The 21,158-nt window shown below is 63.8% G+C and carries 21 protein-coding genes and 1 tRNA gene; 17 read left to right on the top strand and 5 right to left on the bottom strand.

Annotated features, from left to right (window positions below):
* The first annotated feature begins 69 nt into the window (after window positions 1-69).
* Window positions 70-154 (top strand) — tRNA-Ser (locus tag AB4079_RS09855).
* A gap of 186 nt (window positions 155-340) precedes the next feature.
* Here AB4079_RS09855 and AB4079_RS09850 read toward each other — a convergent pair.
* From AB4079_RS09850 to AB4079_RS09840, 3 genes are all read right to left on the bottom strand, one after another.
* Window positions 341-925 (bottom strand): hypothetical protein, encoded by a 585-nt coding sequence (locus AB4079_RS09850; RefSeq protein WP_441787115.1) that lies wholly within the window; start codon window positions 923-925, stop codon window positions 341-343.
* 185 nt (window positions 926-1,110) lie between these two features.
* Window positions 1,111-2,262, bottom strand: a complete 1,152-nt coding sequence (locus AB4079_RS09845; protein ID WP_441787114.1) for a tyrosine-type recombinase/integrase — start codon at window positions 2,260-2,262, stop codon at window positions 1,111-1,113.
* A gap of 12 nt (window positions 2,263-2,274) precedes the next feature.
* Window positions 2,275-2,856 (bottom strand): helix-turn-helix domain-containing protein, encoded by a 582-nt coding sequence (locus tag AB4079_RS09840; protein WP_441787113.1) that lies wholly within the window; start codon window positions 2,854-2,856, stop codon window positions 2,275-2,277.
* A gap of 133 nt (window positions 2,857-2,989) precedes the next feature.
* Between AB4079_RS09840 and AB4079_RS09835 the strand changes: the two genes are divergently transcribed.
* From AB4079_RS09835 to AB4079_RS09775, 13 genes are all read left to right on the top strand, one after another.
* Window positions 2,990-3,157, top strand: coding sequence for a helix-turn-helix transcriptional regulator (locus AB4079_RS09835; protein ID WP_441787112.1), 168 nt, complete (start codon window positions 2,990-2,992; stop codon window positions 3,155-3,157).
* Window positions 3,158-3,604: 447 nt separating this feature from the next.
* Window positions 3,605-4,369 (top strand): sigma factor, encoded by a 765-nt coding sequence (locus AB4079_RS09830; protein WP_441787111.1) that lies wholly within the window; start codon window positions 3,605-3,607, stop codon window positions 4,367-4,369.
* Window positions 4,366-5,469 (top strand): hypothetical protein, encoded by a 1,104-nt coding sequence (locus tag AB4079_RS09825; RefSeq protein ID WP_441787110.1) that lies wholly within the window; start codon window positions 4,366-4,368, stop codon window positions 5,467-5,469. The genes AB4079_RS09830 and AB4079_RS09825 overlap by 4 nt, the downstream gene beginning before the upstream one ends.
* 87 nt (window positions 5,470-5,556) lie before the next feature.
* Window positions 5,557-6,210 (top strand): hypothetical protein, encoded by a 654-nt coding sequence (locus AB4079_RS09820; protein ID WP_441787109.1) that lies wholly within the window; start codon window positions 5,557-5,559, stop codon window positions 6,208-6,210.
* Between the two features lie 4 nt (window positions 6,211-6,214).
* Window positions 6,215-6,370 carry a hypothetical protein gene (locus tag AB4079_RS09815; RefSeq protein WP_441787108.1) on the top strand — a complete coding sequence of 52 codons (156 nt, stop codon included), beginning with the start codon at window positions 6,215-6,217 and terminating at the stop codon, window positions 6,368-6,370.
* Window positions 6,367-6,690 carry a hypothetical protein gene (locus AB4079_RS09810; RefSeq protein WP_441787107.1) on the top strand — a complete coding sequence of 108 codons (324 nt, stop codon included), beginning with the start codon at window positions 6,367-6,369 and terminating at the stop codon, window positions 6,688-6,690. The genes AB4079_RS09815 and AB4079_RS09810 overlap by 4 nt, the downstream gene beginning before the upstream one ends.
* Window positions 6,691-6,695: 5 nt before the next feature.
* Window positions 6,696-7,736: a hypothetical protein gene (locus tag AB4079_RS09805; RefSeq protein WP_441787106.1), complete on the top strand. Its 1,041-nt coding sequence runs from the start codon at window positions 6,696-6,698 to the stop codon at window positions 7,734-7,736.
* 3 nt (window positions 7,737-7,739) lie between these two features.
* The gene (locus AB4079_RS09800; RefSeq protein WP_441787105.1) at window positions 7,740-9,272 is read left to right on the top strand and encodes a PrgI family protein; all 1,533 of its coding nucleotides are present in this window, start codon (window positions 7,740-7,742) and stop codon (window positions 9,270-9,272) included.
* 2 nt (window positions 9,273-9,274) lie between these two features.
* Window positions 9,275-10,720 (top strand): hypothetical protein, encoded by a 1,446-nt coding sequence (locus tag AB4079_RS09795; RefSeq protein WP_441787104.1) that lies wholly within the window; start codon window positions 9,275-9,277, stop codon window positions 10,718-10,720.
* A complete protein-coding gene (locus AB4079_RS09790; protein ID WP_441787103.1) occupies window positions 10,717-12,522 on the top strand; it encodes a type IV secretory system conjugative DNA transfer family protein in 1,806 nt (601 codons plus the stop codon). The genes AB4079_RS09795 and AB4079_RS09790 overlap by 4 nt, the downstream gene beginning before the upstream one ends.
* A complete protein-coding gene (locus AB4079_RS09785) occupies window positions 12,522-12,926 on the top strand; it encodes a hypothetical protein (RefSeq protein ID WP_441787102.1) in 405 nt (134 codons plus the stop codon). The genes AB4079_RS09790 and AB4079_RS09785 overlap by 1 nt, the downstream gene beginning before the upstream one ends.
* Window positions 12,923-13,393 (top strand): hypothetical protein, encoded by a 471-nt coding sequence (locus AB4079_RS09780; protein ID WP_441787101.1) that lies wholly within the window; start codon window positions 12,923-12,925, stop codon window positions 13,391-13,393. The genes AB4079_RS09785 and AB4079_RS09780 overlap by 4 nt, the downstream gene beginning before the upstream one ends.
* Before the next feature lie 113 nt (window positions 13,394-13,506).
* Window positions 13,507-13,950, top strand: a complete 444-nt coding sequence (locus AB4079_RS09775) for a single-stranded DNA-binding protein (RefSeq protein WP_441787100.1) — start codon at window positions 13,507-13,509, stop codon at window positions 13,948-13,950.
* Between the two features lie 208 nt (window positions 13,951-14,158).
* Here the strand turns inward: AB4079_RS09775 and AB4079_RS09770 are convergent, their stop codons facing one another.
* Window positions 14,159-15,277, bottom strand: a complete 1,119-nt coding sequence (locus AB4079_RS09770) for a helix-turn-helix domain-containing protein (protein WP_441787099.1) — start codon at window positions 15,275-15,277, stop codon at window positions 14,159-14,161.
* Between the two features lie 457 nt (window positions 15,278-15,734).
* Here AB4079_RS09770 and AB4079_RS09765 point away from each other — a divergent pair, with 457 nt between their 5' ends.
* From AB4079_RS09765 to AB4079_RS09755, 3 genes are read left to right on the top strand one after another with little or no spacing between them, the layout of a single operon-like run.
* Window positions 15,735-16,031: a multiubiquitin domain-containing protein gene (locus AB4079_RS09765; protein ID WP_441787098.1), complete on the top strand. Its 297-nt coding sequence runs from the start codon at window positions 15,735-15,737 to the stop codon at window positions 16,029-16,031.
* The gene (locus AB4079_RS09760; RefSeq protein WP_441787097.1) at window positions 16,006-17,175 is read left to right on the top strand and encodes a ThiF family adenylyltransferase; all 1,170 of its coding nucleotides are present in this window, start codon (window positions 16,006-16,008) and stop codon (window positions 17,173-17,175) included. Before AB4079_RS09765 ends, AB4079_RS09760 begins: the two co-directional genes overlap by 26 nt.
* Complete coding sequence (locus tag AB4079_RS09755; RefSeq protein ID WP_441787096.1) at window positions 17,175-17,576, top strand: DUF6527 family protein; 402 nt, start codon at window positions 17,175-17,177, stop codon at window positions 17,574-17,576. Before AB4079_RS09760 ends, AB4079_RS09755 begins: the two co-directional genes overlap by 1 nt.
* 573 nt (window positions 17,577-18,149) lie before the next feature.
* Here AB4079_RS09755 and AB4079_RS09750 read toward each other — a convergent pair.
* Entirely contained in the window at window positions 18,150-20,870 is a 2,721-nt protein-coding gene (locus tag AB4079_RS09750) for an AAA family ATPase (RefSeq protein ID WP_441787095.1), read from the bottom strand.
* Window positions 20,871-21,158: the final 288 nt, after the last annotated feature.

Here is a 21,158-nt window from a genome sequence, read left to right as displayed (position 1 = left end):
GGCCGCTCTCCCCTGACGCGCCTGCCGGTTCGTTAGACTCAGGCGACGCCGGATTCCGATCCGGCGCCGGGAGGGCTGTCCGAGCGGCCGATGGAGCCAGTCTTGAAAACTGGTGGGCAGAAATGTCTCGTGGGTTCGAATCCCACGCCCTCCGCCCCGAAATGCAGGTCTAAATCCCAGTGATATACTGGGATTTCGGGCCGGATTACTGGCTGAACGTGGCTGGTTTGACAACAAATTGACAACAATGCCGTCCACGAGTAGGTCGGTCGAGCTGATTATTCGTGATCGCCAAGCACTGAATCGCCGTTCGCTTCGAGCGAGAGGCGAATGCCGTTTTTTAGCGGTAGCCGCCTGGCGGTTCAGGCGCATCTCCAGGGGTCCCGACGATAGCGTTCGGGACGTCGGCTCGGATATGACCCATCGCCACCCTGGTCCACGACAGCAGAGAATCTCGCGTCTGCCCATCATCGCTGAATGGTCCGCGTAGCCAACGGGGCGCGGTCACCCAGATGCCTCGCAGTCTCCACGCCATCGTCATCAGATCCTGGCTAACGGCGTGGAGTTCCAACAGCGGTCGCGGCGCCGCAGATGTCCGCATCGAGCGCACCAGGTTCGAATCGAAGTGGTCCTGCATCAAGAGATCGTGCGCGACTGTGTTTCGCCTCTGATGTGCCGCGTGGGTGGCCTCGACGACTTCGAGCGCAATTTTGCGGAACGGCTCGGGGACGGCTGGGAGCCGCAGAGTCTTCCGAACCTGCGGAATCAAGAACCCGAAGTTCCGTTGCATAGGTCCGATGGGCAGCTGCGCGTTATGCAGCGCACGCCACACCGAGCGCATCTCGCTCTCGGCCCAGACGTCGTTTCTGACGACCTCACCGATGAGGTACGACAGTCGGTACTTAGCGTCGAGGTCTTCGAGCATGCCCTCACCATATGACTGGGGACTGTTCTGACGCCTTGGTTCGAGTCGTCGGATGTGGACTACACGGAGCGCGGCCATTGATTCTGCCCGGGACGATCCAGTGTTGCGCGTCGCTGGTCCCGGCGCCCCGCTTGCCGGCGGTTCCAATACGGGTTGTCCATGCCGGGGTTAAGTGCGTGGGCAAGCTAGCGAGGTATGTCGGCGGCGCGTATTGGTCTAGTCATCACCGACGGAGAACGCTCGGCGAGGTGGTCTCCGCGATCGACGGACCGTCTTGCGGCAGTGTCGAGCGCTTGGGCAACCGCGTCGAGGTCGTCGTCGAAAAGGTCCGCGTAAACGTCCAGCGTCATCGCGGCGGACGCGTGGCCGAGCATTCGCTGCACCGCCTTCACGTTGGCGCCCGCGCTCACGGCGAGGCTGGCAGCTGTGTGACGCAGGTCGTGGACCGTCATGGGCTCAAGCCCGGACCGTTCGAGAGCGCTCTTGAACCAGGTTCGCTGACCCCGGGTCGCGCGCTTCAAATGTTCGCCAAACCGGCCGGAGAAGAGGAGGTCGTCACCCCGCTTTCCCGAAACAGCTCCGGCCAGCGCGTCGTCAAGGAACGCCGGGAATGGCACCGATCTCCGCTTGTGACTCTTCGGAGTCCCGACGATCGTCTCCGGTCCAACCTCTACCGCGTTCTCGGAGATCGCGAGCCGGCGGCGAGTGAAGTCGACGTCGCGTGCGCGCAGGGCGATCACTTCGCCCCAGCGGAGGCCGGTGTAGGCGAGCAAAAGCACGAGGGCTTCGTGCTTGCCGCTCGCTGCGGCGAGATCATGGACCTGCTGGTGAGTGAGGTACCGGTGAGCACGAGGAACTTTGCGCGGCAGGCGTGACCCTCGCGCGACATTGACCGGCACGCGACGGTCCTTGACCGCGACATCGAGAATGCCGGCAAGGACGCCGAAAGCCCGCAAAACGGTTGTCGCCGACCTGCCAGCGCTCAGCGAGGTCACCCACGCCTGGACATCCGAGTGCCTCACCTCGCCGACTGGGACCTTCCCCCAGCGGGGTTCAACCTGGAGCCGCCATGCGATTTCCAGCGGTCGGAGTGAGGACGGTTTGAGGTGCATCTGGTTCGCCAGCCACTCGGCCCCGAGGGAGGCGATTGTCACCCGCGCGGCGCTCGCGTCGATGTACTCTCCGCGTGCCTTGTTTGTCTCGACAGAGGCGAGGTACAGCTCGGCTTCACGTTTCGTTTTGAATCCGCGCTTCGTTGTCTGGCGGTGATCCGGGGCTCGGTACAGAACGCGATAGCGTCGACCACCCGCAGACTCATAGGACAGGACGCTGCCCATTTTGACCCTCCCCTAGGGTGCTCCCACTTCTGCGATGCCAGCCGACATGAGAAGTGCGGCTAGCCGCGTGACCTCACGCTCAACCGATTGGAGGCGGTCCTCGAGGCCGGAGTCAGATGCGAGTTCGGAGTCTCCAGAGGACTTGCCGACATCGCGAACCAGCCGTAGGCGGTCAATCTCCCGTCGCAATGTGGCGAGCTCACGAAGTGCGTTCAACGTGGCGATGTCTTCTCGCTCGGAGGCGAGTCTGGGCTGGTAGGAGCTCAGAGGTGTGGCCGAAAACCAGCAGTCGAACTCGGCTGCGGTCATTCCGGTGAAGTCGTCGCTGAGGTTTGGTAGGTCAAGCTCGGATGAGGGTGCACCGATCGGCGCCAGCAGCATGCTCACGGGCACATCCAGCCCGCGCGCAATGTTGAGCAGCTGGCTAACGCTGATGTCTGCCTTCCTGCCGGACTCGATGTTCTCGAGGACTGCCCGGGTGACATTGCCGCCGGGAATTACGTCCGCCAATTCCCGAGTTGTCCGGAATCCGCGTTCCCGCCGCGCCGCCTTGATTCGCGCGCCAACGCTGGTTTCGGATCGGTAGTCCGTCATTTCGACAGCCTAACGCACAAGTCCTTGTCAATCTACAGAATGATTGCTATCGTCGATCTAACAATTCAGTGACTCCCCGGTTGTCGAAACGAAGGAGATCGAAATGACGGGAGATTTCATTCAGCCATCAGAAGTGGTTGAAATCACGGGGCTCTCTCTCGCAGCGCTGGCCCAGCTGCGTTATCACGGCAAGGGGCCGCGGTTCTATAAGCCGACGCCTCGCACCGTCCTCTACAAGCGGGCGGAGGTGTTGGCATGGCTGGAGGCGAGCGCCCAGACGAGGACGGGAGTGTACGCGTAATCCACTCGCTGCCGCCCGCTCCTGGGGTCATCCAGGACTTCGTTGACGGGTATCTCGTGCCGGTCGATCCGATGGATGACCTGCAGTGCGAGAGCTGTCAGTAGAACAGCTGGTTCGCCTCGGCGTGCCGCTCATCCGCGACCCCTGTTCGGGGGTAGCGTGCGGCAGCAAATGGAGCGGTTGGTCCTTACCCACTTCGCCGTAACGCAAGGCTCCCGATTCGAGTCCGGGCGGCGGTGACGCATCGTGGCTGAGACTCCCGGACCCCTTAGTCGCAGTCGCCTCTCCACCTCTGAACCAGGGCGCGCCGCCCTCAGCGATACATTCCCGGCGTCGCCTTGGACATTCCTCGCTGCTTACAGGGGGCTTCCGCGCGCTCAGTTGCGCTGAGTCTCAAGCTCTGACGGGTCTAGAACCCGAACTCGATCCTTCGCATTAGCCACCTCCGTGAAGGAAGGTTGTGTTCTCGTGGCTGGAGGAACCCAAATCCGCACGCGTGCGGATGCCCGGCTGACGGAGTTGCTCCGTGAAGTCGACACCCTGCGACCGTATGTCCGCTTTCAACTGCGCGGCCGCCCGAATGAAATTGATGCTGTTCTGCAGATCGTCCGGGAATCGGTCTGGCGCCGAGTCTCCGTGTATGACCCCCAGCGGGGGTCGCCGCACGCGTTCGTTTTCGGCATCGCCCGCCATGTCGTGCTTCGGGAGATCGAGCGGAAGTACGTCCCGATGGATGAGGTTCCCGACGACATCGAATCCCACTCAGACCTCGACCCGCTGGAGGCACTCATCCGCCGGTTCGACGCACACCGGTGGATGGTGCTCGTCGCCGACTTCGTCGGTCCATCCGACTGGCACGTGATGAGCGATCTGAGCCTGGCAGACGGCGACGCCGAGCGGGTGGCAGACGCCCATCAGTTGTCCAGGCGCGGTGTCCGCACGATCCATGACCGGGTGTGCCAGACCGCACAGACCGTGCTCGCCGCCTTGGCGGCCGCGGACGCGGGACTGCCGCTGACCGGGTCCGTGATCCTGTCGTGCGTGCCCGAGACCGGTGGCTTCCGGGAGGTCGCAGAAATGATCGGCGACGACGCAGCCACCATCGCGGCGACACTGCACATCCATCCCGGCTCCGCGCGAGCGCGGATCGCGACCGCGAAACGGTTGCTGATGATCGCCCGGACCGTCCTCGAACAGGAGGAGGCGGCATGATCAGCGCCGGCGCGGCCGCAGCTCACGCGTTGTCGCATCCGAAAACGACCCGCAACGTTCTGATCGTCGCGGCCGTCATCGTCCTGGTCGTCCCCGTCGCGCTTGTCGCAGTGCCGGTGTCGTTGGTGCTCGCGATGGGAGCGAACGGGTTCGGTGGCGGCGGGGGAGTATGTGGCGGGTCCGCCCCGTCCGTGGAGGCCGGCAAGACCGTCGACGGCTACGGACCGGACCAGCTCAAGATCGCAGCGACGATCATCACCGTCGGCCAACAGATGAGCGTGCCACCGCACGGGCAGACACTTGCACTGATGGTCGCCATCGGCGAATCCGGACTGCAGAACCTCGATCACGGGGACGCCGTCGACAACACCACCATCGGTGTCTTCCAGCAGGGCGCCAGCTACGGGACCCCTGCAGAGCGGATGGACCCAGCGACCGCGGCCGCGGCGTTTTATACCCGGATGCTGCACGTCCCGGATTGGCAGACACTCGCACCGACCCTGGTCGCGCACGCGGTCCAGATCAACGCCGACCCGAATCACTACGCCCCGTTCTGGACACCTGCCGAACAGGTACTGACTGCCCTGACGGGGGCGAGCGCGGGCACCTGTCAGGTGCCGGCGGACGCTCGCGCGGCCGCCACGGTCCTGGTGGCGGCGATCCAGGCGAAGAAGCTGAACTTCCTCGAGCCCCGCTACCAGCAGCAGATCATCAACATGGCTGACGGGACCGCGACACCGGACTGCACGATCGACGCGCACGTCCTCCAGTTGATCGTCGTCGCCGTCCAGTCCTTCCAACAGGTCGGGGTCAGCGACCTCAACCGCCGTTGCACAGGAATGACCCCCGGCGCGGGAACCGCATCCGCGCACTGGAAGGGCAAAGCGGTCGACTTCTACGCGATCAACCGTCAGTCCCTCACGGGCGCAGACAACCTCTCCCTCCAGCTCATTCATGCGCTGGATCCGTACGCACCGCACGGCTCATCGGCCGGTCAAAGCGACTGCCGGTCCCGCGCCCACGTGTCGCTGGGCCTCCTGCTCAACATCACCAGCGACTTTCCCGATACCTGCAACCACCAGCACATACAGGTCCCCTGACCAACGAAATCCCGAGATGCGCGCCAGAATCCGCCCCCAACCGGAAGGTCTAAGTGAAGGGCGCACACGAAACCGAGGTGAATTGAGATGACCAAGAAGCTGATCGCATTCGCAGCGCTCCTGCCATGCCTGGCCCTCGCCGGCTGCGTCACCGCCGCTCCAGCCAAGAACCCGTCCTTCACAACGGTCGCACCGGCCCAACCGACCGCGATCCCATCCAGCGACGCAACACCGGCTGCCAACGGCATCGTCGACACCGTCTACGTTCAGGTCTTCCCTGGAAAGACCATCAAGGCAAAGAACGGCTGCCGCTGCACTCTCCCAGATTCGAAACAAGAGCTGTTTCCCGCTGGTACGTCGGTGATCTTCGTCAAGTTCACGATGACCGGCGAATGGAAGCCCTCACAGGGCAACCAGACCTACCAGGACGTCACCGGTACCACGCTGAAAGGGACTCAGTTCGACGGCCGACCGGAGCCGGCCGTGCTCGACACCGCCGACGGACCAGCAATCGCCCATGCCGCGGATTTGCCATGGTTGCCGAGCGGTCTCTTTTACGGCCAGTCGACCTGGAGCCTCCCGAACGACAAAGAGCGTTCCTTCGCTGCCGCCTGGTACTTGCCCGTCGGTGTCGACCGTCTCCTGCTCACCATGGACGTCCCTTCCGAGGGGCAGCCACTGCACCTGACCGTTCCGCTGCCGGCCTCAGCGACCACTGCGGCGAATGCCGGCGGGGAGTGACCTCATGGATATCTTGCTCAACCTGCTCGGCCTCCTGGCCATCGTCGGCATTGCCCTCCTCGGCATCATCGGCTCCGGGCTTCTGGCCGCGAGACGGATGGCCGAGATCAGCCAACCCGACCCGAGAACCGATCCCACCGAAAGGAACACCGAATCATGAACGCACTCAACGAAGCCCTTGTCACCGTCCACGCACGCATCATCACCGTGGCGGCCGTCCCAAACCCCAGCCCGGACTTCTCCGGCCCTGGCGTGGGAGCCCTTCAGTCGATCGCGAATGTCGTGTTCGCGATCGTGCTCATCCTCGGCGTGATTGGCGGTCTGATCGCCGGTGGCTTCATCGTCGTCGGCCACGTGTCCAGCAACGGCCGGGTCCAGAAGGCCGGCATCGTCGGAGTGGTCAGCTGCGTCGCCGGCGTCGCCATCGCCGGCAGCATTGCCGGACTCATCAACTGGGGCCAGTCGCTCCACGTGGCGTGATCATCATGGTCATCGTCGCTGCTGCTCCGGCGGACCCGTTCTCGCCGAACTACAGTTGCTTCGTCGCCGACTTCGGCTGCCAAGCCTCGCAGACCATCGCCCAGTTCATGGGCTCCACGATCCGCAACCTTGGCGACTTCATCGCCACCATGATCGCCGGAGCGTTCAACACAGACATCGATCAAGGCAGCTGGGAGATCGCGCACTCGCAGTTCCTGTTCTGGATCGCCGTCACCGCGCCGGTCATCCTCATCGTCGCCCTGGTCCAGATCGGCATCGCCATGATCCTGCAGGACTGGGCGCGGATCGGCCGCACCGCCGCCGGCGCGGCCCTGGCCATTCCGTTCTCAGCGATCTGTGTGTGGGGCATGCAGAAAGCATCGGGAATCACCGACGCCGTGACGACTAGTCTCACCACCACCGTCCAAGGAGGGGACCTCAGCACGGGCCTGCTACGGGTCGTTGGCCTACTCGACATTACGAAACAAGCGCCGAACGTAATCATGCACAACGCTCAATTCACGCAAGGCGGCGTGATCTTCACGGTGGCTGCACAAGGCGCTCAGGGACCGGCCGCGGTCGGCGATTACGTCATCGCACTGCTCGTCGTGGGGCTGATGATGATCGCGTCACTGTTTCTGTTCATCGCGATGTCGATCCGAGAATTCGGACTCCTCGCGCTGGCGGCGATGGCCCCGGTCGGGTTGATGATGATCGGGCAGCCCAAGCTCACCGCCTGGGCACAACGCTGGATCAACCTTTCCATCGGCCTTCTGATCGCCAAACCCCTCGCCGCCGGCGTTGTCCTACTTGCGGTCGAATTGACGAAGGCGAGCCTCAACATCGGGGTCGTCCTGGTCGCCGCAGGTGCCGTGATCGCGGCATCGTTCTCGCCGTTGTGGGCCACCAAGCTGGTCTCCTTCGCTGGCGCCGAAGTCGGCACCGCCCTTCATCACCGGTTCTCGGTCCGTGACCAGTTCTCGCGGGCGTCGACCGCCGCCGCTCCCGTGCGCTCGGCCGCGCGGGTCATCAAGGTTGGGAAGTAGCTCATGACCACCTTCACCGCTGAGCAGCTCATCACTGACGAAGGAGCACCACGTGTTCGCTTCGCCGCCCGGGAGCGCCGCGGCATCTTCCTCGGGCTCACGTTCGTGCAGTTGGTCGTGATCGGCGGGGCGGTCGCCGTCCTGCTGGCGACCCTGTTCATCAACCCCAGCGCGCTTTGGGTGATGCTCCCGCCTATCGCGCTGATCGTCTTCTTCGCTCTCGCCACCTACCGCCGTGAACCCGTCCTCGTAATCGCGACACAGGCCGCCCGTTACGCGTACCGGAGTATTGCCGGCCAGACAATGTTCCGCCGAGATGTCTGGCTGCGAGTGGCCACGGCGTCCCTGAACGTCGGCCATGCTCAGATCGCCGCGCTCACCCCGGTCGTAACCTCGAAGTTCCTCCTCCCTGGTGCGCTCGGAGACGTACAGATCGTGCAGATCCCAGGAGCTGGCGGGTTCGTCTACAACGCCCGCGGCAGACTCGCCTCGGTGACCATGAAGGTCGGATCGAAGGCGTGGACGCTGCGAGACAAAGGCACCCAAGAAGCCGCCTACGACGGTTTTGTCGAATGGCTCAGCTCCCTGGAGAACCTGCCCGGCCTCCGCGAGACCACGATCCGGATCCGCGTCGACCGAGCCTCCTCCAACGAGCTACGTGACTACCTCGTCGTCCGAGAGAACGAACACGACCCGAAGGTCACCGCTAAGCTGCGCGAGCAGTATTGGGCGCTGACCCAGGCGGCCTCGAAGCGGTCGATGGGGTTCACGAACTACATCACCCTCACCTTCGACACCGCCGCCCTCAACAGTGCCATCCGCGATGGGGGCAGAGGCCTTACCGGGCTCGCCGCGGTGCTGAAGGAACGGGTCGCGGGGATAGAAACATCGATGGAGCACGCCGGTCTCACCCCATCCGGGTGGCTCACCTCCGACGAGCTCGACGAGCTGAACGCGCTGTCCGCTGACCCGGTCGCGGCAGCGACCCGGCGTGAGCACGATTCGCGCTTTGCATCTGCGCCGTCGCCGGTGATGGGGATCGACGAGGGGTGGGATGCGATGCGTGTGGACGAGTCCTGGCACCAGACATTCTGGGTCGCCGAATGGCCGCGCACCGACGTACGCACCGGGTTCCTGGAACCGCGCCTCTATGCGGGCGACGCGACCCGGGTGATCACCTTGCAGGTGCGGCCGGTGGCGACACATAAGGCGCTAGCCCAGCTGAACCGCGCCCAGTCCGACATGGAGACCGCAGCGACCATCCGGATGAGGCTGTCCTCCCGGATCCCGCTCACCCACCTCCGTGAAGAGGAAGACCTGGCCGTGCGAGAGCACGACCTCGTCGACGGATACGGCGACGTCCAGTACCGCGGGTTCGTCACCATCTCCGCCGAGTCGAAAGACGCACTGGCCAAAGCACGGACGGACATCGAGCAGGCCTCGCACCCCGCCCGACTCCTGCTCGCATCGATGTCCGGCCAGCAAGCTGCCGGGTTCGTCACCGCAGCCCTGCCGGTGCCGCTGGAAGGAGAATGACGATGAAGCAATCAGCCGTCATCGGCCGAATCCCGGCCGGCGAAAAGCCTGGGACCAACGGGCGCCACCGGCAGACCATCGCGGACAAGAGCACGAGCTGGAAGCTTCAAAGCGCGGAGTTGCCAGCGTCCAAGATGCCCGCATGGGGGTGGAAGCAGCCGCACAACCTGCGTGGCCCACTGCGCGCCACCCCGCCCGCGCACCGCTGCTCCTCCAAAGTCCTGGGCGGCGCGTACCCGTTCCTCGCCGAGACCGGCGACATCCTCACCGGCGCGTACATCGGCGAGAACCTGCTCTCCCGCGCCCCGTTCTGCTTCGACCCCTGGGACGCCTACTCCGCAGAGGCCGTCCGGTCGCACTCGGTCGCCATCCTCGGGGTGAAGGGCACCGGCAAGTCGATGCTGGCCAAGTCGTGGTCATCGCGACTTGCACGGCTGGGCAGGAAGATCGCGGTGCCGCATGACCCGAACGGGGAGTGGGTGCGCGTCGCTGAATACGTCGGCGGCACCTCCGTCTCGGTCGGCCCCGGCAAGAGCGCTCGCATCAATCTCCTGGACGAAGGCCCGCGGGATGCGACGTTCTCCGATGAGGATTGGAACCAGAACGTGCTGCAGTATCGGCGGGCGACGGTGAAGACGATCATCCGCCGCCTCCGCGAAGGCGGCAACCTGGAACCGGTCGAGCACACCGCCCTCGACGTCGCCCTCGACGCGCTCCGCGGCCAGTCCACCGTCACCATCACCCACGTGTACGACCGTCTCGTCGACCCTGACCAGAGTCAGCCGCTCGAGGTGGTCGAGGCCGGCCACCGACTCGCGCACTCGCTGCGCCGGATGGTCTCCGGTGACCTCACCGGGTTCTTCGACGGCCCCTCCACCGTCCGCTTCGACGCGAACGCACCGATGATGGTCGTCGACACCTCCGCCCTCAAGGGGGCATCGCCGGAGGCGCAGGCGCTGGCCCGGTTGGCGACTGCGAACTGGATCCGCCGCTCTTCCCTCGGCGCGAACCGTCAGGCGCGGGTGATCATCCACGAAGAAGCCGCCGTCGAACTGCTCAACGACGTCTCCGGCGGCGACGGCCTCGCCGACCGGGTCGAGGACGAGAAAGTCGCCCGCCACCTCGGCACCTCCAACTGGTACCTCCTTCACCGCGTCGCGGACCTCGACGCGCTCGGCGACCGCAACAGCGCCCTCCACTCCCGTGCCCTCGGGCTCCTCGCGGACTGCGAGACCCGGATCTCGTACGCGCAACACTCCGGTGAGATCGCGAGGTCACGGGAGATCCTGGGCTGGAACGACACCCAAGCCGACCTCGTCCGCAAACTGCACAAAGGCGAAGGACTCTGGCAAATCGGCCAAGACAGAGTCGCGAAGGTCCGCAACATCTGCACCCACTACGAACTCGGCATCTTCCGCACCGACACCATGGGAGGCGAACGAGCATGAGAACCCACAACTCACCGTGGCACACACTCGCCCTGTACACCCTCTTCGCGATCGTCGCCGCCGGGGCGTTGTCCACTGGTGTCGCCACTGCGACGATCACGGCTACCTGTGGCGGTGGCGGGCAACCGGGAAGCGTCTTCGCCGGTCTGGAACTCGCGATGGGTGGCGACGCCAGCGGATTCGTGCTCCTGCCCGGATGCACGGCTCCCGTGACGTTGATCCGGGTCCTCGATCTGCTCGCCGTCTTCCTGCTTCTCAGCGCGATCGCCGCCGGGGTGGTGTGGTGGCTTCGCTACCGGCAGTCGGACCGGTACTTCATCCACGACCTCCGCGGACGCGACGGACTCGCCAAGCCCGGCGAAGTCCGCAAGCACACCTCCGCACGCACCGCCCTCCGACGGGCGAAGACGCTGCGCCCGTCGCTGGTCAATCCGACACCGTCCGCCGCCGGATGGAGGGTCGGCGGCGCCCACGGGCAAGACGTGTACGTGTCCATCGAGGACTCGATCGTCGTCGAAGGCGCACCCCGCTCGGGCAAGGGCTACCGGTTCATCATCAACGCCATCCTCGACTGGGACGGCCCCCTGATCACCACCTCCACCCGCAACGACAACCTCTCAGCGACGATGCGCGAACGCGCCCGCGTCGGCGAGGTCACCGTGTTCGATCCTCAGGAGCTCACCGGCGTCCGCTCCGCGCTGCGGATCTCGCCCGTGGCGGGGTGTGAGGACCCCCTCATTGCCGACCAACGCGGGCAGGCGATCATCGCCGGCACCGCGCTCGGAGCATCCAAGACCAACCAGGAATGGGCGCAGGTCTCCTCCTCGGTGCTCTCCCGGCTGCTGCACGCCGCCGCGGTCTCGGGCCGCGGCACCGACGCCTTGGCGCGGTGGGGGTCCAATCCGCGGATCGCCCGCGAAGCCGTCAGTGTGCTTGCCAACCAAGGAACGCCCGGCTGGTCGGAAGACCTGGACGCGATCATCAACGGCGACGAGAAGCTACTCGCCAACACCTGGTTCGGCGTCTTCGGCGCACTCCGCCCCCTCTCCATCCCCGCGATCCGGAACGCCATGACGCCCGGGCCGGGGGAACAGTTCGATCTCGACGCGTTCCTCGCCGGATCCAACAGCCTCTACCTCGTCGGCACCGGCGCCGGCGCAGGCTCAGTAGGAGGGTTCCTCGGCGCGGTGCTGGATGACATCGTCGAAACCGCACGCCGCAAAGCCCTCGCCTCACCCGGCTCCCGCCTCGATCTCCCGCTTGCGCTGATCCTGGACGAGATCGCGAACATGTTCTCCTGGCCGGCCTTGCCGCGGATCATGGCCGACGGTGGCGGCATCGGCATCTCCACCATCGTCGTCCTCCAGGCGCTATCGCAGGCCGAGACTGCGTGGTCGCGGTCCGAGGCCGACACGATCTGGTCCGCCGCCACCGCCAAGCTCCTCCTCGGAGGCGCATCCGACGTCGACCACCTCCGCGACATCGAATGTCTGCTGGGGCTGCGCCGGATCCGCAACACCGGGCACTCCTACAACGACAACGGATCGTCGACGAACGTGCAGAACGAGAAGGTGCCCGTGATGACCATCGATGAGATCCGTCGCATGCCAGAGTCTGTCGGGCTGCTCGCGTACCGAAACCGCCGCGGGATCCTTCTCGACCTCCGCGGCTGGACCGACCGCGACGACGTCGCCGTCATTAGGACCGGGAAGAAGCTCACCGAGCTCGACCAGCAGGCTGTGTTCGCCGAACAGTATCAAGCCGCGCTCGATCGCCGAGGATCCGCAGGGGAGGGAAACTGATGTCCAACCGACGTCGTCCCGCCCGGGACAACACCTACCGCAACCACTACCTGCACTCCGGAGCCTGGTTCGCTCGCCGCGACCGGTGGTTTCTCGACGAAGAACATCGAAACGGCGTGATCCGCTGCGCACTCTGCCTGGGCGCAGGTTCGTCGCGCAGCCTCGAACTGCACCACCTCGACTACCGCGGCGTCACCCAGTCGCCTCACGGCTGGACCGCCCACGAGCAGCATGAGGACCTCGCGGCGCTGCATCCGCGTTGCCACGAATTCGTGCACCAGCTGATCGACCGCGACCGCGCCCTCTCCGGGTTCGTCTCCCGCCGCACCGCCTCCATCCGGGCCATCGCCCGGCTGCAGGCCAAGATCGCCCACTACATCGAAGCCTCACTGGACCAGCAGTGACCGACGACATCCCCCTCGACGACCTCGTCGCCTCACTCGCTGAAGAGTGGGAAGACCAACCACCCCGGCAGAGCCCGGGGATGCTCGGCATCCGCGCCATCAACTGGCGCACCCTCGAAGACGGAGACGCTCCACCGGTCTGGACCGACCTACAGGACTGGGTCGCCTGGTTCACCCACCGCTACAACATCGCTACCCGCAAGATCCCGCCATGCTGGTTCAAGCACGGCGCCCTCGTCGAAGAACTCTCCGCCCTCCATACCGCGTGGCTGGTCTCCTACGACAGCCTCGACGCCGGCTACGGACCCATCGGCTGGCACGAACGCCTCGCCGTCGCCATCCCGCGCCTGGCGACCTGGTACAACGGCGAATGCCACAACGGCCACACGGAACTCCCACAAACCGGCGACGACGCCGTCCCCGCCGAGTGGGCCGACTGGATCCGCCAGAGCCACGCCAATTCGTAGCGCGCAACGCTCTCGACGTGCGCGCCGTGTGCGCGCTTTTTCCGTCCTCGAACCGGAAGTTCTAAGTGAAAGCGACCCAACCAGCGGCCGCTGAAATTGAAAGGAACAGGACAATGAGCACACGAGTCCCGATCAGCATCGAAGGCAACCTCGTCGCCGACCCCGACTACGGCGAGTCCCAGAACGGCACCAAGTTCGCCAAGTTCACCGTCGCCGTCACCGACCGCAAGCTCGAAGACGGCAAATGGGTCGACGGGGACACCCAGTACCACCGCACCACCGTTTTCGGCCGCACGGCCGAGAACGTCCGCGCCAGCCTCGGCAAGGGCGACACCGTCATCGTCAACGGCAATCTCGAGTTCCGCCACTGGACCGACCAGGCCACCGGCGAACCCCGAGCCGCCACCGAAGTCGTCGCCGACAGCGTCGGCCCCTCCCTCCGCTACACCACCGCGGAGGTCACCCGCCGCGCCCCAAAAGCTGACGGCCCGGACGTAGCCGCGACCGGGCCTTCCCGTCTCGTGAGTACGGTCTCGCGCCTCGAACCGAGCGCGTAGCAATAGCGTCAATGGGTGGAACTCGCCGCTGGCGGGCTCCACCCACGCTTTTTGCCACATCATCGGCATCGGAACGGTCGTGAAGCGTACCGCTGCGCGACCATAAGCCGATGCATTCGGCGGCGATGTCACCACCAAGAAATAGACCGCCAAAGTCTGGTGACTCGCTCTAGTGATTGATTAGTTCGGTTGCTCGGCGCTTGGTCGACTACTGTCTGCCGTCCGTCACCCGCAAAGACACGAAGAGTTCAGGCGTCCCAAACTTGTAATCTCCGCGGTCGTGTTGGATTCGACCGGCGATGATCCCTGGATGAACACCCAATTGTCTGGCGAGCCGGCGTGCATCCGCGGGTGTCTCTACAGCCTTGAGTTCTGACTCGGCGGTCACAGGAATTAACGTGGTTCGAGCAAAGTCGTTGGCTTCGTGTTCTTGATCTATCCGACCACCGTCGTGGCCGAGCTTCGATTCGACGAATACTTCCTTCTTGCCGTGAAGCAGTACGTGGGCCAATTCGTGGAAGAGTGCGAACCACAAATGATCGTTGCGCTTATGTCGAACACTAAGTTGGACCAATGCCTTGGTCGGCGATAGCCATCGCGTGGCACCGCTCGCACGGGCGCCAGTGACTTCGGGCACGACGACGACCGCCACTCCAGCACGTGCACATATCTCTTGCACGAGCGGCCAAAACTCCTCCGGCGAGAGAAGGGTCAACTCGCGCAACTTGGGTATTGCAGCCCTGAGAGTTGCCTTGTCGAACGGTTTCGCCTCAACGCCCTGCGCAGCTTGTTCACCCAGCCGCAGCCACGCAGCGACCGCACCCGGCTCTGCTTGAAAGGCGGACGACTGGAGGAACGCCGCGGAGGGCCGGGCCCACGCCGCCTCCCATGCTGAAATTGACGATACGCCAAAGAACGCCAGCACTTCCTGCAGCACTGTTCCGGGATCGCGCATCGTGGCGGTCACCACTCCGCGGCTTCGAAGGGCGGACACCGGCATCTGGCGTAGCCAGTCTTTTGAGTCCGCGAGGGTCTCGCGTTCTTCCGCGCGAGTGATGCTATCCCTGTAACGCGCTTCTAGGTTGTTCCAGGTTGTGGCCGGCACTCCCGTCGCGCGCTCGAGCCTGATAGCGGTGTCATGCGAGAGCGTGGCCGATCCGCTAACCAGTTGATTAACGTGTTTGATCGACATGCCCGTTCGAAGCGCCAAGTCGGTCTGTGAAAGAGGGAGCGCTTCAAGGGTCTCTCGCAGTGTTTCTCCGGGCGCGCTGGCGCGGTCCGGGTCGAATGGAATCCAGTCCGGTTGTCCGCGGTCTTTCGTCTGCATCGTGAGCTCCTGCTGGTTCTAGTGGGTGTCGGTGATCCCGAGAACTACGACTCGAGTTACATGCGCGATATTGATGCCCCCATCAGGTAGTCGGGGCATTGGGTCATCTGCCGCCCTGAAAAGTAGCTGGCACGAATCGTCGAGGTTGGTCGAGAACTGCTCGTCGCCCCGAGTCCCCAAGTGGCGACAACGGACTTGGGGGAGCTTCTGGAAATCGGCGAGGTTCGCAGAAGCGTCGAGTTGCTCAAGACGGCGGAGCACTTTTTCGGAGCGCTCAGCGCCGAGGTTCCGAACTCGCTCGGACGTGTCGTTGCACGTCCTCGCGAGCTTTGTGGTCGCGAAGCCGACCTTCATGCCGACCTCATAGGAAAACTATACACCAGATCGGTATGCTAAACTGTTTCTTATACCGATTCGGTACAAAATAATCCGGAGGTTTCCGGAGGAGGGCAAGATAATGACTGACACCGAGCAGGCGGCCGCGGGATCATTCCTCGGTTCGGCGGAGAAGAAGAAGCACGACTTCGAGATCGTGGTCAACGGCGAACAGGCGCTCGTCGCTGAGGAAGTGGTCACGTTCGAGCGGCTCGTGGGCATCGCCTTTCCGACGCCCACCGTGAACGACCCGACCTACACCGCGACGTACCGGCACGCGAAGAGCAAGCCGCATGAAGGCGAACTCGCTGCTGGCGAGTCGGTGACGATAAAGAAGAAGGGAACCGAGTTCGATGTCTACCCCACTGGAAAGTCCTGACCTCCAGCGGCTGCTCGCGGACGGATACGAGGTATCCGTCCGCGACGGCCACCTGATCATCGAACACGTACCGTTCCTCGACGTCGAGGGCTGCCGCCAGTACGGAGTCCTCATCTCTGAGCTCAACGTCACCGGTGACCGAACCGATCGACCGGCGCCGCATACCGTCGTTTTCACCGGCGTGCCCCACGATGCTACGAAGACTCCGATGGCGCGTCTCATCGCGAACTCCGAGCCCCAGCCGCCGGTCGCGGGTTTCGCTCCGCTTTCGCTTCTCTCGACCAAGCCAGCGTCCGGTTCGTACGAAAATTACTACGACAAGATCACGCAGTACGTCCGGGCGATCAGCGGCCCAGCAAGAGCAGCTGACCCAACGGCTACGGCTCGTACCTATAAGCCGGTGCCAGTAAGTGACGACGTCAGCCCCTTCGTCTATCTCGACTCGGCTTCCGCAAGAGCGGGGGTTAGCGATATCAGCAAACGTCTTGCGGTAGGACCGATCGCGATCATCGGCTTGGGTGGAACCGGTTCGTACATCCTCGATCTCGTCGCGAAGACGCCTGTCCCGAGGATCCACCTGTGGGATCCAGACGTCCTACTCGCACACAACGCCTTTCGCGCTCCCGGCGCCGCCACGATCGACCAGCTGAACGCGCGGATGACCAAGGTCGACTACTACACACAGCAGTACGGCGCCATGCACAGAGGAATCGAGCCCCACGCTGCCACTCTCGACGCGAGCAACGTCGACCAGCTAGCCGGGGTCGACTTCGTTTTTATCGCGATCGACACCGGTCCTGGAAAACGGGTCATCGTCGACTGGCTTGTCGCGCACGGAATTCCTTTCATCGACGTGGGCATGGGCATCAGGCGTCAAGGCGACACGCTCGGCGGTATCGTCCGTACGACTACGGTCACTCCAGATCACGCAGATCATGTTGCAAAGCGGATCTCTTTCGCGGATGAGCAAGAAGACGAGTACGACCGCAACATTCAGATCGCAGACCTGAACGCACTGAACGCAACCCTGGCGGTGCTCAAGTGGAAGCGGATGCGAGGCTTCTATCGCGAGCACCCTGACGAACGGCAGACCACCTTTACGATCGCACCGAACCAGTTGACCAACTCGGACGTGGTCGAGTGATGAAGACGATTCGCGCAGAGTTCGTAGAAGGCATCCCGTCAAAACGGCTTGAGGGAGTCCTCTACGTCTCCCTGCGCTACAGCACAGCTGTCCACAGTTGTATGTGCGGATGCGGGAACAAAGTCGTCACACCGATCGGTCGGTTCCGCTGGCGACTCTCGGGCGGCGAAAACGACATCAGTTTGTTCCCCTCGATCTCAAATAACGCGTTCCCATGCGGATCCCACTACTTCATTCGGAATGGGCGCGCTGAGTGGGCACACAAGCTCACGGAACGGCAGGTTTCGGCAAATATCGCTCGAGATCGTCGCGAACGAGATCGCTACTTCCGGTCGCGAACCCTCGTCAGTCGGATCAGAATCGGCTTGCGTCGTTGCTTTGGGCGCCCGCCTCGCAGCTGATAGCCACAACGTCGATGCTCAGACTCCAGTTTGCGCGCCGTACAGAACGGCATCGGTTTCACCGCCGCTTCACGCTTGTTTGTGCGAGCCCGTTAGGAAGGGATTCGTGTTCCCAACCCTCTGACCCGTACTCAGACGACATGGGGTCGGTGCAGACTGTTTACGTGAGCACGGAAACACCGTCTCCGAGGCCCTGGGGCGTCTCGGACGTGGAAGCAGTCGAATTGTGTCGTGAATGGATGGTTCACCTCGGCGCAACGGACGCGCGCGCCACTGATGTAACCGCGAACCAGGTTTGCGACCTTTACAGCTCCCACTTTCTCGGCTGGGTAGAAAACCGTAGGGGCAACCTCGACGTAGACCTCGTTGAGCGTGCCGCCGCCACCTCAGCCGGGGACGGGCGATCCCCTCTGCTCTTCTTGCCGGGGGGTGTTTTCCCGGAGGCCCGTGATCGCGCTGACGCGCTTGGCGTAGCGCTCCTTCGGTTTCGGGCACAGGACGGCGCGCTAGAGGGCGTCAACGGGCTTGGCCGGCAGGCTCGGACTCGCGGACTGTTTAAGAGTTAGTCCTACGTCATCGGCCGAGGACCGCACTTCCGTCTAGATGCGCCATGGTGGATGGCCCCGTCTCGCTCTTGGCTGCGCGACTAAACTCCACTCGTGCGGCAGCCTGGGACGCATCGAGCGTCTCTTCGATGGACTGGCGCTGCATCATTTCGACGAGTTGCGTTCTCGCCGAAGCTTCCGTCGGCGCCACTAGAACGATTTCGTTCTTCTCCTTACCTCGGGTAAGACCGACGTAGAGTCCAGCGGCGTCTACACCGGGCCCGACGAGCGCACGATCCGTGGTCTCGCCCTGGACTCCATAGACCGTTGATGCGTAGCCCAGGTGCATGTGAGCGTTGGCGTATTCGTGGGTGACCTTCTTGAGGTCGGTCGAGTCCGAAGAGGATGCGAGAATCACATGTGCTGCCGTGATTTGCTTGACCACCCAATGCTGGCGATTTTGGACATCCGAGCCGCGATCATTTCGTCGGGTTTGAATGACGTCGCCGACGAAGAGGGGCTGACCGGATTGACCCGAGGTGGATTCACCGGTGTCGATCTCGCCGGCACGGATTCTCCGACCTTGGATATCCTCACTGATCGCCAATGCTTCAGCGTGCGTCGCGGCGACCAGCGCGATCGACTGTCGCTGCTCCTCCGCGTCGAACCAGGCTGAGACCATTCGGGTTCGAGCCTCGGCCTCGCTGTTTGCGAGAACGACATGCCCAGTATGGACGAGCTCGTCGGCGACGTTCTCGGATTCTTGGCGACCATATGGATCGCGCAACCTCAGCGTCAAGTCCGACCAAGCGGGATCCTTGAAACGGTGGATGGTCATGAGCTCCACCTGATCCGCCGAGTGAGTCCAGAACAGAGCCATCGCGCCGGAATGTCCAACTGGCAGCGCCTGACGCTCGTCGCCGACGAGTGCCACCGTCGCGTGAGTTCGTTCCAATACATCGACGAGGGCGTTGGCAGCCTCCAGGTCGAGCATCCCGGCCTCGTCCACCACGATCCGATCGCCGGGACGGATCGCAATGCGCGGACCGCCGTATACGAGCTTTGTGCTGCGATCGAGTTCTCCGAGCTGGAGTCGGTACCAGTCAGTTCCTCCGGCCTCGTTCGTGGCCCAACGCCAGCCATAGTCGTGCAGCAATTGATGCAGCGACGAGGACGCACTCTCCGTTTCACGGCCAGCGACGGCCGATGCCTTTTTCGTCGGCGCAACGATGATCATGTTGCGGCCACGACGACGAAGGGCTGCGCCAGCAACCCTAAGCATTGTCGTCTTGCCGGTTCCGGCAGCGCCCGATACTGCGACACTTCTCGAGGTGCCGGCGATGGCGGCGACACCAGAAAGCTGACCTCTGTCTAGCGAATGTTCCGGTTCGACAGCATGTCCAATTGCTATCACCTCGGCTATGTTCAATGCAGCACCAGGAGCCGAGATGCGTTCGATCCTTTGAGCGAGGGTGGCTTTCAATGTCGCGGTCGAGGTGGCCATTCGCCGCTTAATGTGCGCCGGAACATTCGTCTCGCTAAGCAGGGTCACGGTGTAAGTGCGGGTGGCGTAGGAGACCACTCGGTCAACAATCTCAGCCAAGCGCAGCCGGTCGGCGAGGACGCCGGAACTGGCGATCGCGCGAATCGCGCCGGCCAAAACGTCCATGTCGCTGAACCGACCTCCCGTGCTGGTGGACCTGGCGTCGGCATCGACAATCGCCTTCGCGGCCAGCAACTCAAGATCGAGGTCCTCGGCACCCACCGACTGTGCATCGACCGGGGTGCGTGGTCGGCTGAGATTCGGATCGGCATGCCGAAGCTCGGCCATCACTACCGACGCCCAATCCTCCTCGTTCAACTGGGCCGGCTTGTTCGGCCGACCCGCCGCCCACGCCCACTGATCGATCTGAGTCAGAACCGTGGCGGAGGGCTCCTCGCCAGGGTGCTGCTCCTTCCACTGACGTAGATGCGCCGCTCTGTTCGATTCGATTTGTGCAGAGCGCTTCGACAGCGGCCGCACCAGATGTTGCAGCTGCTCGATTTCCCCGTCCGAGTTCAAGGTGAAGCCTTTCGCCGCCAAGGCGCTGACCCATGCTGGGTCGGTTCGTGAAGCGAGATCACCCTCTGCGTTCACGACGTTCTGGAACCGGAGAGCGACGCGAGTGTCGATGTTGGACCACTTCCCGTCGAGCCCTTGGACCTTGACGTTCAGCCACAGGTGACGGTGCTTGTGCGGGTCCAATGAACGCGACCTTTCATGCCGCAACTCAACGACTTCGATGCGAGCCAGGTCCTCACGAATGGAACCCTGCTTGCCGCGGCGGGCGTTGAGCTCGGTCTGCCACAGCTTGATGATCCGATCCCGCAACCGGTCCTGCAGATCCTCGTACGCGGCCGCCAACTCCGGGTCCAGCATCGCTGCGATCGAGAACGACTTCGGTGCATTGATCGTCGCATCCAGGATCAGGTCAGCGACCGGCGATTCGAGATCGCGGCCGCGGCGCTCGCCAGTGAGCGGGTCGACACCGTCGACCCAATCCTTCAACTGGGGGCGGGTGAGCAGGTCGTCGCGGATGGCGCCGTTCTCGACGATGGAGCGGGTCATCACTGCATCCGCGTAGCCGGCCGCCGCCAGCGCACCGTCGGCGGTCTTAGCCGTCAGGGTGGCGTCACAGACGCCGCCGAAGGCGTAATGGACCGCCTGCTTGACCCCTTGAGCCGCTTGCCCGCGCTTCCAGCGCGCCACTCCACCTCTCACACTTAGAACTTCCGGTTGCGGACGCCTTTCGGCGCGCATTGAGCGCGCACACTCTAAGAGTGCCTACGTGCATTGGCTCTTTTCCTTCAACTCGTACCCGAGCCTTCCCTAACGCTTGCGTCCTTTTTCCGTTCCGCCTTGCCGCCTTGCCTCCTTGCCTCCTTGCTTCTTGTCCTCTATTCGCCGTCGGTTCCCACCCTGCTCCCGGCCGTTGCTCTGACCCGATCGGCGGGGGCAACATGTGGTGGCGGCTGTTCCAGAGCCATTAGGACCCCA

The sequence above is a fragment of the Leifsonia sp. 2MCAF36 genome (assembly GCF_052115525.1).
Classification (GTDB): Bacteria; Actinomycetota; Actinomycetes; order Actinomycetales; family Microbacteriaceae; genus Leifsonia.
Note: the sequence above shows the minus strand (reverse complement) of the source record. Positions and strands in the feature narration are given on the sequence as shown.

What these genes read in the sequence shown, in the direction of transcription:
- AB4079_RS09820 (WP_441787109.1), top strand. Translation starts at nt 5,557, where the DNA reads ATGACCAAGAAGCTGATCGCATTCGCAGCGCTCCTGCCATGCCTGGCC.
- AB4079_RS09800 (WP_441787105.1), top strand. Translation starts at nt 7,740, where the DNA reads ATGACCACCTTCACCGCTGAGCAGCTCATCACTGACGAAGGAGCACCA.
- AB4079_RS09785 (WP_441787102.1), top strand. Translation starts at nt 12,522, where the DNA reads ATGTCCAACCGACGTCGTCCCGCCCGGGACAACACCTACCGCAACCAC.
- AB4079_RS09805 (WP_441787106.1), top strand. Translation starts at nt 6,696, where the DNA reads ATGGTCATCGTCGCTGCTGCTCCGGCGGACCCGTTCTCGCCGAACTAC.
- AB4079_RS09840 (WP_441787113.1), bottom strand. Translation starts at nt 2,856, where the DNA reads ATGACGGACTACCGATCCGAAACCAGCGTTGGCGCGCGAATCAAGGCG.
- AB4079_RS09795 (WP_441787104.1), top strand. Translation starts at nt 9,275, where the DNA reads ATGAAGCAATCAGCCGTCATCGGCCGAATCCCGGCCGGCGAAAAGCCT.
- AB4079_RS09765 (WP_441787098.1), top strand. Translation starts at nt 15,735, where the DNA reads ATGACTGACACCGAGCAGGCGGCCGCGGGATCATTCCTCGGTTCGGCG.
- AB4079_RS09810 (WP_441787107.1), top strand. Translation starts at nt 6,367, where the DNA reads ATGAACGCACTCAACGAAGCCCTTGTCACCGTCCACGCACGCATCATC.
- AB4079_RS09815 (WP_441787108.1), top strand. Translation starts at nt 6,215, where the DNA reads ATGGATATCTTGCTCAACCTGCTCGGCCTCCTGGCCATCGTCGGCATT.
- AB4079_RS09790 (WP_441787103.1), top strand. Translation starts at nt 10,717, where the DNA reads ATGAGAACCCACAACTCACCGTGGCACACACTCGCCCTGTACACCCTC.
- AB4079_RS09760 (WP_441787097.1), top strand. Translation starts at nt 16,006, where the DNA reads ATGTCTACCCCACTGGAAAGTCCTGACCTCCAGCGGCTGCTCGCGGAC.
- AB4079_RS09825 (WP_441787110.1), top strand. Translation starts at nt 4,366, where the DNA reads ATGATCAGCGCCGGCGCGGCCGCAGCTCACGCGTTGTCGCATCCGAAA.
- AB4079_RS09755 (WP_441787096.1), top strand. Translation starts at nt 17,175, where the DNA reads ATGAAGACGATTCGCGCAGAGTTCGTAGAAGGCATCCCGTCAAAACGG.
- AB4079_RS09850 (WP_441787115.1), bottom strand. Translation starts at nt 925, where the DNA reads ATGCTCGAAGACCTCGACGCTAAGTACCGACTGTCGTACCTCATCGGT.
- AB4079_RS09775 (WP_441787100.1), top strand. Translation starts at nt 13,507, where the DNA reads ATGAGCACACGAGTCCCGATCAGCATCGAAGGCAACCTCGTCGCCGAC.
- AB4079_RS09845 (WP_441787114.1), bottom strand. Translation starts at nt 2,262, where the DNA reads ATGGGCAGCGTCCTGTCCTATGAGTCTGCGGGTGGTCGACGCTATCGC.
- AB4079_RS09770 (WP_441787099.1), bottom strand. Translation starts at nt 15,277, where the DNA reads ATGCAGACGAAAGACCGCGGACAACCGGACTGGATTCCATTCGACCCG.